General features: G+C 53.7%; 10 protein-coding genes and 1 pseudogene. 4 read left to right on the forward strand and 7 right to left on the reverse strand.

Annotation, left to right across the window (positions count from 1 at the left end; genetic code table 11):
* Window positions 1-49: 49 nt before the first annotated feature.
* Window positions 50-1,447 (forward strand): hypothetical protein, encoded by a 1,398-nt coding sequence (locus LVJ78_RS05010; RefSeq protein WP_132954068.1) that lies wholly within the window; start codon window positions 50-52, stop codon window positions 1,445-1,447.
* A gap of 250 nt (window positions 1,448-1,697) precedes the next feature.
* Window positions 1,698-1,961 carry a hypothetical protein gene (locus LVJ78_RS05015; RefSeq protein WP_132954067.1) on the forward strand — a complete coding sequence of 88 codons (264 nt, stop codon included), beginning with the start codon at window positions 1,698-1,700 and terminating at the stop codon, window positions 1,959-1,961.
* Window positions 1,962-2,060: 99 nt separating this feature from the next.
* On the opposite strand, the gene bamJ is transcribed toward LVJ78_RS05015, so the two are convergent.
* The 7 genes and pseudogenes from bamJ to LVJ78_RS05050 all read right to left on the reverse strand — a co-directional run bounded on the left by bamJ (window position 2,061) and on the right by LVJ78_RS05050 (window position 11,158).
* Complete coding sequence (gene bamJ, locus LVJ78_RS05020; RefSeq protein WP_132954066.1) at window positions 2,061-2,831, reverse strand: BamJ family beta-barrel-assembly machinery protein; 771 nt, start codon at window positions 2,829-2,831, stop codon at window positions 2,061-2,063.
* Between the two features lie 141 nt (window positions 2,832-2,972).
* On the reverse strand, window positions 2,973-5,120 hold the full coding sequence (speC, locus tag LVJ78_RS05025; RefSeq protein WP_132954065.1) for an ornithine decarboxylase: 2,148 nt from the start codon (window positions 5,118-5,120) through the stop codon (window positions 2,973-2,975).
* Window positions 5,121-5,464: 344 nt separating this feature from the next.
* Window positions 5,465-6,229 carry an IS5 family transposase gene (locus LVJ78_RS05030; protein ID WP_244802560.1) on the reverse strand — a complete coding sequence of 255 codons (765 nt, stop codon included), beginning with the start codon at window positions 6,227-6,229 and terminating at the stop codon, window positions 5,465-5,467.
* A gap of 274 nt (window positions 6,230-6,503) precedes the next feature.
* Window positions 6,504-7,256 carry an IS5 family transposase gene (locus LVJ78_RS05035; protein WP_244802600.1) on the reverse strand — a complete coding sequence of 251 codons (753 nt, stop codon included), beginning with the start codon at window positions 7,254-7,256 and terminating at the stop codon, window positions 6,504-6,506.
* Between the two features lie 119 nt (window positions 7,257-7,375).
* Window positions 7,376-8,117: pseudogene (locus LVJ78_RS05040) on the reverse strand (IS5 family transposase).
* Between the two features lie 95 nt (window positions 8,118-8,212).
* Window positions 8,213-9,676 (reverse strand): S41 family peptidase, encoded by a 1,464-nt coding sequence (locus LVJ78_RS05045; RefSeq protein WP_132954826.1) that lies wholly within the window; start codon window positions 9,674-9,676, stop codon window positions 8,213-8,215.
* A gap of 138 nt (window positions 9,677-9,814) precedes the next feature.
* On the reverse strand, window positions 9,815-11,158 hold the full coding sequence (locus LVJ78_RS05050; RefSeq protein WP_132954825.1) for a murein hydrolase activator EnvC family protein: 1,344 nt from the start codon (window positions 11,156-11,158) through the stop codon (window positions 9,815-9,817).
* 158 nt (window positions 11,159-11,316) lie between these two features.
* Between LVJ78_RS05050 and LVJ78_RS05055 the strand changes: the two genes are divergently transcribed.
* Entirely contained in the window at window positions 11,317-11,865 is a 549-nt protein-coding gene (locus LVJ78_RS05055; protein WP_132954824.1) for a YqgE/AlgH family protein, read from the forward strand.
* Complete coding sequence (gene ruvX / locus LVJ78_RS05060; protein ID WP_132954823.1) at window positions 11,858-12,325, forward strand: Holliday junction resolvase RuvX; 468 nt, start codon at window positions 11,858-11,860, stop codon at window positions 12,323-12,325. The genes LVJ78_RS05055 and ruvX overlap by 8 nt, the downstream gene beginning before the upstream one ends.
* The last annotated feature ends 95 nt before the right edge of the window (window positions 12,326-12,420 follow it).

The following is a 12,420-nucleotide window of genomic DNA, read 5'->3' on the forward strand; positions in this document are numbered from 1 at the left end:
CTTTAGAATAAGCGCTCTTTATATTTAAGATAATACAAGGGAGCAGAGCATGAAAAAAACCTTATTGGCCGCCTCGCTGGCGGTGTTGGGCTTGAGCGCCTGCGGCAGCCTCAACGACAAAACACCGTATGAAATGGCGCAAATTTCGATGGCGCGCAGCTTGAAGCAAGATCACAGCTATAATTTCCAAGGCGAAATGCGCGCTTATTTGAGCAAACCGCAAGAGGGCGTGGCGCCGGAAACCGTTTCGGTAAACCGGCAGGCACAAGCCTTGGCTGATGAAACCGCCGCTGCTGATGAAGCCATTACCGCCGCAAGCGCCGCCGCAGCGGCTGCCGATGCCGCAGCGGCAAGTGATGCTTCGCCGGCTGAAACCGAGCAGGAAGCCGCCGCCATTGCCGCCGCACAAGACGAAGCCGCTGCCATGCAGGCTTTTATTGATGCTTATGCCAGCAACATGGGCGGCAAAATGGCAGATTACCTGCAAGAATATCCGGCGCTGGCGCATTATATTGCCAATGGCCGTCTGAAAGTGGACGGTGCATTGGATTTGCGTGCAGAAAAAATGGAGCTCACGCCTGAATTGGTGCTGCAAGGGCGCAATGAATACACTTCGATTAAAGTGCCGATGCTGTTTAACGGCAAAGACATGAGTGTTACCGTCGACACGCCGGCGCTGGTGCCGGTGGTGCTGGGCTTTTTCACCGACATGCCGATGCGCGAGCGCCTGATTCACGAGCCGATACGCTTCACGCTCAGCGAAAAAGACAAAAAAGGCCTGCCGCTGCGCAATGCCATGAATGCCTTTGTGCAAGCGGCCTACAGCGCTTACTCAGCTTTGCCGCCCGAAGCCTTCCGCTTGAAAGAAATGGACGCTTTCGGCAAGCAAACCGGCAGCCGCTACCGCGTGGAATATTCGATGAACACGGCCAACAGCCGCCTTTATAATGAAGCGCTGTTGCGCGATTTCCTCGCCAAACTCGATGAGTTGGAGCGCACCACACCCGAAGCCGGCGCCACGGCTGAAGGCTATGAAGAAGTGCGTGAATTTGCCCGCCAAAGTTTAGAGGCCAATCAAATGTTTGATGCCGACAAAATGCTCGGTAGCCCGATGTTTACCAGCCTTTATCTCGACCGAAAAGGCCGTCTGCTCGGCCTGCGCCAATATATGCAGCTAAACGGCAGCAAAGCGCAGGTGTTGAACATCGATGCGGGCGTGAAGCTTTTCAACTACGGCAAGCCGGTGTTTGCATTTAAACCGCAAAATGCCAAAGTGATTGAAATTGCCGATTTGATTAAATCCGTCAAAAGCCAAGATGCATACGGCTTGTCCGCTATTGACGGCTATGCGGACACTGCGTATGACAGCGGTGATGTGGAAGACATCGAATTGCCGCAAGCGCCCAATGTGATTGAAGAGCATGTGGTGGGGCGCAAAGCTTCTTAAGCGCATGTTTTCTCGGCCACCGTTGCAAAATGCCGTCTGAAAGTTTCAGACGGCATTTTTATGTTAGGCATATGAATTACGCCGCAAAAAACGCGGCGTGCGCACCCAAAGTCAAATATGGTGAATGCAAGAAAAAGTGGCACGGAACGCCATTTTACAACGGCGTAGGTTGGGTTGATAAACCCAACGTTTCAGACGGCCTGTGGATTTGTTGGGTTGAAAACCAACCTACCCGCCGTATCACTTTTTTATGCATTTCACTATTGGCGTTTCAGACGGCCTGCAAGATTCAATTAACTTACATCCAATGCCGTGCACGATACATGCATATGATTACACCGCAAAAAAGCGCGGCGTGCGCACCAACGGCGCTGCTTTGTACTGGGCAGCCGTCTTTGCAGTTGCGACAGATATTCGGTATTACAAAGCTTTCAATCTGACAAAACAATGCCGTCTGAAAAAAGTTTCAGACAACATCGTTTTGTGTCATGCGTATGATTACGCTTTGTTTTAACAAAGCTAATCGTGTCTACGCTTGCTGCAAGGTTGTGATGATGATAAAAGGCCGTCTGAAACCTTTCAGACGGCCTTTCAAGCTTGCAAATCCGATTTGTTATTTGGCTTTGGGCGCGCCCACTTTAACCAGCTTCACATCAAACACCAGCGTGCTGTTGGGGCCGATTTTGTCGCCCATGGCGCGGTCGCCGTAGGCCAGTTTGGCCGGCACGAAGAAGGTGTATTCGCTGCCTTCTTTCATCAGCTGCAAGCCTTCGGTCCAGCCCGGAATCACTTGGTTGAGCGGGAAAGTGACCGGCTCGTTGCCGTGCTGTTTGCTGCTGTCGAACACGCTGCCGTCGATCAGGCGGCCTTCGTATTCCACGGTAACGATTTCATCGGCTTTGGGCTGCGGGCCGCTGCCCTCGGTTTTCACTTGATATTGCAGGCCGGAGGCGGTGGTTTTCACACCTTCTTTGGCGGCGTTTTCTTTCAGGAAGGCTTCGCCTTTTTCAAGATTGGTTTTGGCATCTTCCGCCATTTTGGCTTGTGCTTTTTGCTGTTGCTCGGCCAAGAATGCCATCATCACTTCTTGCGCCTGTTGCTCATTCATTTTCGGCTCTTTGCCATCCAACATGGTTTGCACGGCTTCGTTGAAGAGCTTGATGTCAATCTCGGTGCCTTGGTCTTTCATTTGCTTGAGCGAGCGGCCGATATCTACACCCATGGCGTAGCTGGCTTGTTGCGCGGGTGTGCCCAGCTCGGAGGCGGCGGCAGAAGCGGTTTGCGTGCCGGAAGCGGCATCGGCGCTTTTCACTTCTTGTTTGCAGGCGGCCAGAGCAAGGGCGGAAGCCAGCGCAACGGCACCGAGTTTGAAAGTTTTGTTCATGATGATTCCTGAATGAAAAACGTAAAAAAGCATTATAACCAAGTTTTGGTTAAGATAATGGGCGGAATGTAATATTGAGGCCGTCTGAACATAAAATAGTTTCAGGCGGCCTCAATATATAACAGGCAAAGGTCTCGAGCTTTATTGTTTCACCACATAAGCCAGCGCGTATTTGCGTCCGGCTTCGTCGCGCTCCCAATACACGCCCTGGATTTCCGGCTCGAAGCCGGGCAATTCGTTGACGCCTTCTTCGAGCGCGCGGAAATATTGCAAAGCCGCGCCGCCCCACACTTCGCCGGGCACGATGCAGAGCACGCCGGGCGGATAGGGCAGCGCGCCCTCGGCGGCGATGCGGCCTTCGATTCGGCTCAAAGGCACAAGCTCGATGCGGTTGCGGATATAGGCATCGTGGGTTTCAGACGGCATTTGCGCCAGCTTCGGCCATTTTTCGCGCTGAAACATGTCTTGCAGCAATTGGTTGAGTTTGTGTTCGCGGTAGAAGTTGTGCATTTTGCGGCACAAATCCTGAATGCGCATGTTTTGATACACGGGGTGCGCCGCCACGAGGCCGGGCAGCATTTCGCGCACCCACACATCGGCTTCGTATAGCTCTTCAAAGCGGGCGATGGTGGCCACCAAATGCTGGAATTTGGCCATGTTTTCCGCCGGTGTGAGCAAAAACAAAATCGAATTGAGGTCGGCTTTTTCGGGAATCAGCGAGCGCTCGCGCAGATAATGCGCCAGCACGGAAGCGGGAATACCGGTGGCTTCGTATTCGCCGGTGTCGCGGTTGATGCCGGGCGTGGTGAGCAAAAGCTTGCAGGGGTCGATGAAATATTGGTTTTCGGCGTAGCCGTCGAAATCGTGCCAGGCCGCATCTTTGGCAAAACGGAAATAGCGGATGTCGTCCACCATTTGCTCGGTGTCGTGTGCCTGCCACGGCGTGCCGTCAACCTTGGGCGGCACGAAAGGCTTGATGAGTTTGCAGGTTTGCAGCAGCATTTTGCGCGCTTCGATGCCGCCGATCACGCACTCGCGCCACATGCGCAGGCCGGCTTTGCCTTTGTGCATTTTGGCATTGACATCCAGCGAGGCAAACAGCGGGTAAAACGGGCTGGTAGAGGCATGCATCATAAAAGCGTTGTTGAAGCGCTTGTGGTTGCAATAGCGTGGCTGGGTGCTGATGTGGTTGTCTTTTTTATGAATTTGCGAAGTTTGCGAAAAGCCGGCTTGTTGTTTGTGCACCGATTGGGTCACCAAAATGCCGGGGTCGTTTTCATTCAAATCGAGCAAGAGCGGCGAGCAATCGCGCATCATCGGAATAAACTGCTCGTAGCCCACCCAGGCGGAATCAAACAAAATATAGTCGCACAAATGGCCGATGCGCTCGAGCACCTGGCGGGCGTTGTAAATCGTGCCGTCGTAAGTGCCCAGCTGAATCACCGCCAAGCGAAACGGGCGCGCTTCATCGGCGCGCTCGGGCGCCACTTCGCGTATGCGCGCGCGTATGGTTTGCTCGTCGAAATCGGCTGCGGGAATGCCGCCGATTAAGCCATAGGCATTGCGCGCGGTTTGCATATACACGGGAATGCCGCCGCTCATGGTGAGCGCGCCTTGATGCACCGATTTGTGGTTGTTGCGGTCAAAGAGCACCAAATCGCCGTGTGCCACCAGCGCGTTGATGCACACTTTGTTGGCGGCGGAGGTGCCGTTGAGCACGAAATAAGTTTTGTCGGCGTTATACACTTTGGCCGCATGCGCCTGTGCGGCATAGGCGGGGCCTTCGTGTATCAGCAAATCGCCCAAGCGCACATCGGCGTTGCAAGAATCGGCGCGAAATAAGGTTTCGCCGAAATAAAGGAAAAAGCGGCGGCCGGAAGGGTGCTTGCGGAAAAATTGGCCGCCTTGGTGGCCGGGGCAGTCGAAAGCGGCGTTGCCGTAATCGGTGTAGTTTTTTAAGGCCTGGAAAAAGGGCGGGTCGAGCGAATCGATATAATCGGCCGCGGCGGCATTGATGAGCTGGCCGTTGTAATATTTTTGGTCGAGCGACAATTCAATCACGCCATACACTTCGGGCAGCCATTCGGCCGGCACGCTCTGGCCGTATTCCACCGCTGCGAAAATCGGCACGGCAAAGCCGATGCGTTCCAATTCTTCCCACACCATAGTCAAATCGGCCACCGTGGCCACCACGGCACACACGTTGGTGAAATCGGTCATGTCGATGTCCATGGTTTTGTAGTTGCACTCAAATGCAAATTCGGTGCCTTTGCTGGCGGCGATTTTCATGGGCTTGTCCTTTTGTGTGCGGGTGGTTTTCAGGGCAAAAGAATAGGGCAAATAGAGCAGGGTGTCTATAGCAAATGCAGGGTGGAATGGGGCGGAAAGGGGCTATACAGAAAGGCCGTCTGAAAAGTTTCAGACGGCCTGTTTGATGCTGGCTTATGCTTAGGGTCTGTTCACATTTCATCACGCGGCAATATTTTGGCTCAAAAACGCGCCTGCTGCGTTGAAAATGCTCGCAAGGTGTTCAACCTTGCTGTGCTTTTCGCCTTGCAGCCACGCTTTTGCGCTCAAAATCTTACTCGCGGATGAATTGTGAACAGACCCTAGGGTCTGTTCACAATTACTTGTCATAAAGGTAGCCACATCACAATGCATCCCAATAAAACCGTGCTGTGGAAGTTGCGCTTTAGCTTATCGTAGCGGCTGGCAATCGCTCGGAAATGTTTCAGACGACAAAAAGTATTCTCCACCAAGTGCCTGATTTTATAAAGATACCAGTCCATGTCTTTATTTTTCTCTTCCCTGTCTTTTCTATAGGGAATATTGGCTTTCGCGCCACTTTCCTCTATCTGTTCCCTGAGTCGGTCTGAATCATAGCCCTTATCCGCATTCACAAGCTCAGTTCCGGCAAGATCGATGTTATCAAGCAATTCCGGCGCAACGCTGATATCGTTGATATTGCCCGCAGTAATGATAATCTCAACCGGATTGCCTGAGACGTCTACCGCCAGATGAATCTTGCTGGTCATCCCGCCCCGGCTCATACCGATTGCGTGTTCCTCTTCTTCGCTGAGCCATGAGGCGCCGGCTGAATGTTGATGCGCCCGAACATAGCTGCCATCTATGGCTACCCATTCCAAATCACAGTCTTGGCTGAGCTTTTTTAAGGCTTCGGCAAAAATACCTTTTGCCGACCAACGGTTATAAGCCGTGTAAACGGTATGGTGTTTGCCGAAATACTCGGGCAGATCGCGCCAAGGGATGCCGGTTCTGACTCTGTATAGGATGCCTTCGAAAATCAGGCGTAGATTGGGTTTGCAATAAACACCCAAATCACGCAGAATGGGCAACAGCTTCGTCCAGTATTCATCTTTGAGTAGTGTGCGGGGCATGGCAGGTGTATTAGGGTTGTGTGAGAGCTCCCTTTTTACACCTGCTTTCCTTTTTATTCAATGTTATGACAAGTAATTGTGAACAGACCCTAGGGTCTGTTCACAATTCATCTCGTGACAATCTTTTGGCTCAAAAACGCGCCTGCCACGTTGAAAATGCTCGCAAGGTGTCCAACCTTGCTGCGCTTTTCGCCTTGCAAACGCGCTTTTGCGCTCAAAATCTTACGCACGGATGAAATGTGAACAGCCCCTAGGGCGTCCTGACAATTACTTGTCATAAAGGCAGCCATAGCATAATACAAGCTAAAGCAACTACGCTTTCATAATGCCTTTTCAAACGATCGTAACGGGTGGCAACCGCACGAAAATGTTTCAATTTTTCAAAGGCATTCTCTACCAAATGCCTCGCTTTATACAAATACCAATCCATACACACATTCAGACGCTCCCTGTCTTTTTTATAAGGAATATTCGGCCTGATGCCCATATCGGCAAGCAACTGCCTGAAAGCGTCAGAGTCATAACCTTTGTCGGCAGTCAGCACTTCGGTTGAGGATAAATCTACGCTATCCAGCAATTCCGGTGCCGCAGTAATGTCATTAACCGTTCCCGATGTGACCTTGAAACCTACAGGGTTTCCACAGGCATCGACAGCCAAATGAATTTTAGTGCTATTGCCACCACGGCTGTGGCCGATAGCGGCTGCCTCTCCAACAGTTGCCGCTGCATGTTGGTGGACTTTGACATAGCTGCCGTCAATAAATACCCATTCCATATCGGGGAATTCGGTCAAGGCATTGAGTATGCTTTGAAAAATCCCTTTCTCCGACCATCTATGGAAGAGGCGCAACAGGGAATTGCCTTTACCGAAAAACGGCGGGATGTCTTCCCACGGTATGCCGGTTCTGATGCGGTAAAGTATGCCTTCTATTTTGAGGCGCAGATTTTTCTTGTGGTAAACGCCTAAATCGAGCAGAATGTCTAACAGCTTTGACCAGTATTCATCTTTGAGTAGTGTTCGAGGCATGGCAGATAAGTATGTTTTGTTTGGCGACAAAAATTTTAACTTATCTGCCTTTCTTTTATCTGATTATTTTTATGACAAGTAATTGTCAGGACGCCCTAGGGCGTCCTGACAATTACTTGTCATAAAGGCAGCCATAGCATAATACAAGCTAAAGCAACTACGCTTTCATAATGCCTTTTCAAACGATCGTAACGCACGAAAATGTTTCAATTTTTCAAAGGCATTCTCTACCAAATGCCTCGCTTTATACAAATACCAATCCATACACACATTCAGACGCTCCCTGTCTTTTTTATAAGGAATATTCGGCCTGATGCCCATATCGGCAAGCAACTGCCTGAAAGCGTCAGAGTCATAACCTTTGTCGGCAGTCAGCACTTCGGTTGAGGATAAATCTACGCTATCCAGCAATTCCGGTGCCGCAGTAATGTCATTAACCGTTCCCGATGTGACCTTGAAACCTACAGGGTTTCCACAGGCATCGACAGCCAAATGAATTTTAGTGCTATTGCCACCACGGCTGTGGCCGACAGCGGCTGCCTCTCCAACAGTTGCCGCTGCATGTTGGTGGACTTTGACATAGCTGCCGTCAATAAATACCCATTCCATATCGGGGAATTCGGTCAAGGCATTGAGTATGCTTTGAAAAATCCCTTTCTCCGACCATCTATGGAAGAGGCGCAACAGGGAATTGCCTTTACCGAAAAACGGCGGGATGTCTTCCCACGGTATGCCGGTTCTGATGCGGTAAAGTATGCCTTCTATTTTGAGGCGCAGATTTTTCTTGTGGTAAACGCCTAAATCGAGCAGAATGTTTAACAGCTTTGACCAGTATTCATCTTTGAGTAGTGTTCGAGGCATGGCAGATAAGTATGTTTTGCTTGGCGACAAAAATTTTAACTTATCTGCCTTTCTTTTATCTGATTATTTTTATGACAAGTAATTGTCAGGACGCCCTAGTTGTCGGCTTCGCCGTTTTTCTTTTTGGGTGCCGGTTTTTTGGCGGCCAAGCCCAGCGATTTTTGCCATTCGGCCGGTGATTTCAACAAATCCAAAGCTTTGCGCAATTGGTCGTCTTTGGCCGGATTGGGGATGCGGCGGCTGGAGAGGTCTTCTTTATCGTCGCCTTTTGCGGCCGGTGATTTGGCGGCGGGATCGTCGGGGATGAAGGTGGGCACTTCGCCGCGCACTTCATCGCCGCCGATGGGGTTGCCGATGTGGCCGAGCAAATCGGCTTCGCGGCTCTCGAAGGTGCGGGCTTTATCTTTCACTTCCACATCGGGCACAATGCCTTGCGCCTGAATCGAGCGGTCGTTGGGGGTGTAGTAAAGTGCGGTGGTGAGCTTCACGGCGCTGCCGTTGGAGAGCGGCAGCACGGTTTGCACCGAGCCTTTGCCGAAGCTTTGCGTGCCCACAATCACGGCGCGCTTGTGGTCTTGCAGGGCGCCGGCCACGATTTCAGAGGCCGATGCGGAGCCGGAATTGATCAGCACGGTGATGGGGATGGTTTTTAATTCCGGCGGCAGGTTGGCCAATGGATCGCGGCCGCTGGCGAGCATATAGTCTTCAGGAGTGGCGCGCAGGCTCATGCCGTCGCGGCCGTTTCGCCCTTTGGTGCTCACCACCGGCGCATCAGCGGGCAAAAAGGCGGCAGATACGCCCACAGCGCCGTTGAGCAAGCCACCCGGGTCATCACGCAAATCGATTACCAAGCCTTTGAGCGGGGCTTTGTTTTCTTTTTCCAGCGCTTGGGCGGCTTCATTCAGCGCGGCCACGGTGCGCTCTTGGAATTGGCTGATGCGGATATAGCCGTAGCCCGGCTCGAGCAGGTGATGGCGCACACTCTTCACTTTGATGATGGCGCGGGTGATTTTAACCACAATCGGTTGGTTGGCATCTTTACGCGAAAGGGTGAGGGTGATGGTGGTGCCGGGTTTGCCGCGCATTTTTTTTACTGCTTCGCTCACGTTCATACCGCGGGTGGATGCGCCGTCGATTTTCACAATCAAGTCGCCGCTTTTCACGCCGGCGCGCTCGGCCGGGGTGTCTTCAATCGGTGCCACCACTTTGATAAAGCCGTCTTCTGCGCCCACTTCCATGCCCAAGCCGCCGAATTCGCCGCTGGTGGATTCTTTCAGGTCGGCATAGTCTTTAAGCGTCATGTATTCGGAATGCGGGTCGAGGCCGGCCACCATGCCTTTCATGGCGCCTTCGATCAGCTCGTCGTCTTTTTTGTCTTGGTAGTAATTGGCTTTAATCTGGCCGTAAACTTCGGCCATGGTGCGGATGGATTGCACCGGCAGCGCTTCGTTGGTTTTGTCTTTATCGGCGGCCAGGCTTTGCACGCTCAGGCTGAGTATCACGCCGCTGAACGCGCCGAGGGTGTAGAGGGCGACTTTTTTCAAAGTGGATTTTGCCATGGGTTTTGCTTTCTCTTTTCTGCTTGCGGCAGGCTTTCAGACGGCCTGCGGGATAATGTGGCACTTTATGTGATTTGCTTCTTGCGGGCAACTGTGCGGGGGTAAAAATACGCTAACTGATATGATAAATAATGCGGTTTAACGTATCCAGGAGAGCGGGTTCATCGGCTGGCTGCGGTAGCGGATTTCCAGATAAAGCCCTTGCTCGCCCGAGGGCAGGCTGCCGCTGCGGCCGATGTTGCTGCCGGTCGACACGCTGCTGCCGCCCGCCACAGACACGCCCGACAAGCCGGAATACACGCTCACATAGCCGTCGCCATGATCGATCACCACCATATTGCCGTAGCCTTCGAGCGGGCCTGCATAGGCCACGCTGCCGGCGGCAATGCTCTGCACGGGTGCCGGTGCGGTGGTGAAAAACACGCCGCGCCAGCTGCCGCCGCTGGGGCGGGGCTGGCCGAAGCGGCCGCTGATGCTGCCGCCCACGGGGCGGCGCAGGCGACCCTGCATGGCGCTGAAGCCGCTGCGGCTGACCTGCATTTCGGCAGGGGCTTGCAAGGCGCGGTCTTCGGCGGTGAGGGTGGAGCGCGGCGTGGTGGTTTTATTGACGGGTTTCTTGTCGGCCGTTTGGGTGGCGGGTTTGGCGGCGGTTTGCTTACTTTGTTTTTTGGCCGCTTGCTCGGCGCGGGCTTTGTTGGCGGCGGCAATGCGCGCTTGGGCGGCTTTTTGGCGTGCGGCGGCTTCTTGTTTGCGTTTTTCGGCGTTGCGTTTGGCTATGTCGGCCAAAAGGGCGTTGAGGCGCTGCTCATCGGCACGCAATTTGGCGATGCGTTTGGCTTGGTTGTCGATTTGGGCGGATAGGGCGCGGCTTTCGGTTTGGGCGGTGGAATTTTCGCGCCCGAGCTTGCCCAGCGCGGCCTGCTTTTGCGCTTTGAGGGTGTTGAGGCGGGCCACTTCGGCATTGATGGCGCTTTCTTGTGCGCCCAATTCGGCTTGCTGCTGCACAAGCCTAGCAATCACGCGTTCGTTGGCTTGGTTGATGTAGCGGGTGTATTGCAGATAGCGCTCTTTTTGGCCGGGCTCGGCGTTTTTCAGAAACAACATCACGGCGTTGGGCTGGCGGTTTTTATAATGGCCGCTCAAAAGGCGCGCCACTTGCGCTTTGGTACCGGCCACTTCGGTTTTCAGACGGCCTAATTCGTTTTGCAGGGTTTGCAGCTTTTGCCAAGCATCGCGCTGCTGCCGGTTGACTTCGCTTAAGGCTTGTTGCGCTTTGGCCAGCGCGGCGCGGGTTTGCGCCAGGGTTTGCTCGGCGCTTTTTTGGGCAGCCTGCTTGGCCTGCAAATCGGCTTGGGCGGCGCTGATGGCTTGGCGGATATCGCTCAAATCGCCGGCATCGACGGCCGGAGCAGGTTCGGGCGCGGCCAAGAGGGGCGCGGAGAGGCCGAGCAGGGCGGCGAGCAGCAAGGGTTTAAACGACATGGTGTGTTTCAATCGGGTTGGGCGCAAACGGGGTGATTATACTGGTTTGCCGGGCCGTCTGAAAGCGTGCCGCGCATATTGGTGCAATGTTTCAGACGGCCTTGCAAAACAGCAGGCAAGCCCCATATCGAGAGAGAAACCTTATGAGAAGTTCCGATATGAATTTAGCAGATCATTTTCTGATTGCCATGCCCTCGATGGGCGACCCGTTTTTCGAAGGCAGTGTGGTGTATCTTTGCGAGCACAACGACGAGGGCGCGCTGGGCGTGATTATCAACAAGCCTTCGCCGGTGACGATGGATTTGGTGTTCAGCGCCTCAGAGAGCGAAATGCCCGAGCGTTTTCAAAACGAATGGGTGATGATGGGCGGGCCGGTGCAGATTGACCGCGGCTTTGTGGTGCACACGCCTGTGGGCTCGTGGCAGAGCAGCCTGTTGGTGAACGATGATGTGGCGATGACCACTTCGCGCGATATCATCGAAAACCTGAGCAAACCCGGCGCGGTGGATAAAGCGGTGGTGAGCATAGGCTATTCGAGCTGGAGCAAAGGCCAGCTTGAGCGCGAGCTGGCGGGCAATTCGTGGCTCACCGTACCGGCGGATACGCATATTTTGTTTGACCTGCCTTATGCCGAGCGCTATCAGGCGGCGCTGGCCAAGCTCGGCATCGAGCAGGCCGGCCTGATGAGCGGCGCCGGCCATGCATAAAGCGCCCATCGGCACCACGCTGGCGTTTGATTTCGGCGAAGCGCGCATCGGCGTGGCCGAGGGCGATGCTGAAGTGGGCACGGCGCATCCGCTCGCCACGGTAACGGGCGAGGGCAACGAAGCCAAATTCGCCGTCATTGCCAAGTTGGTCGCAGAATGGCAGCCGCGGCAGTTGGTGGTGGGGCTGCCGGCACACACCGACGGCAGCGAGCACGAGCTCACGCGCTTGTGCCGCAAATTCGGCCGCCGCCTGCATGGACGCTTTGATTTGCCGGTGTATTGGGTGGACGAGCGTTTGTCGTCGCTTTATGCCGAAAGCCTGCTGGCCGAAGCGCAGGTGTTTGGGCGCAAACAAAAAGCCGTGCTCGACCAAGTGGCCGCGCAAGCGATATTGCAGGGCTTTTTTGAAGGTGGTGCGGCGGAATATTTCAATGGCCGCGAAGCGGCGAACGAAGATTAAGGTTTGTTCACATTTCATCCCGCTCTTGCGCTAATGTCGGCTCAAGCTCTTGCTTGCAGATAAATGATAAACAGGCTCTATAAAAAGGCCGTCTG

The organism is Uruburuella suis, from assembly GCF_022870845.1.
GTDB lineage: Bacteria > Pseudomonadota > Gammaproteobacteria > Burkholderiales > Neisseriaceae > Neisseria > Neisseria suis.

What these genes read in the sequence shown, in the direction of transcription:
- bamJ (WP_132954066.1), bottom strand. Translation starts at nt 2,831, where the DNA reads ATGAACAAAACTTTCAAACTCGGTGCCGTTGCGCTGGCTTCCGCCCTT.
- LVJ78_RS05015 (WP_132954067.1), top strand. Translation starts at nt 1,698, where the DNA reads ATGCATTTCACTATTGGCGTTTCAGACGGCCTGCAAGATTCAATTAAC.
- LVJ78_RS05010 (WP_132954068.1), top strand. Translation starts at nt 50, where the DNA reads ATGAAAAAAACCTTATTGGCCGCCTCGCTGGCGGTGTTGGGCTTGAGC.
- LVJ78_RS05030 (WP_244802560.1), bottom strand. Translation starts at nt 6,229, where the DNA reads ATGCCCCGCACACTACTCAAAGATGAATACTGGACGAAGCTGTTGCCC.
- speC (WP_132954065.1), bottom strand. Translation starts at nt 5,120, where the DNA reads ATGAAAATCGCCGCCAGCAAAGGCACCGAATTTGCATTTGAGTGCAAC.
- LVJ78_RS05035 (WP_244802600.1), bottom strand. Translation starts at nt 7,256, where the DNA reads ATGCCTCGAACACTACTCAAAGATGAATACTGGTCAAAGCTGTTAGAC.
- LVJ78_RS05055 (WP_132954824.1), top strand. Translation starts at nt 11,317, where the DNA reads ATGAATTTAGCAGATCATTTTCTGATTGCCATGCCCTCGATGGGCGAC.
- LVJ78_RS05045 (WP_132954826.1), bottom strand. Translation starts at nt 9,676, where the DNA reads ATGGCAAAATCCACTTTGAAAAAAGTCGCCCTCTACACCCTCGGCGCG.
- ruvX (WP_132954823.1), top strand. Translation starts at nt 11,858, where the DNA reads ATGCATAAAGCGCCCATCGGCACCACGCTGGCGTTTGATTTCGGCGAA.
- LVJ78_RS05050 (WP_132954825.1), bottom strand. Translation starts at nt 11,158, where the DNA reads ATGTCGTTTAAACCCTTGCTGCTCGCCGCCCTGCTCGGCCTCTCCGCG.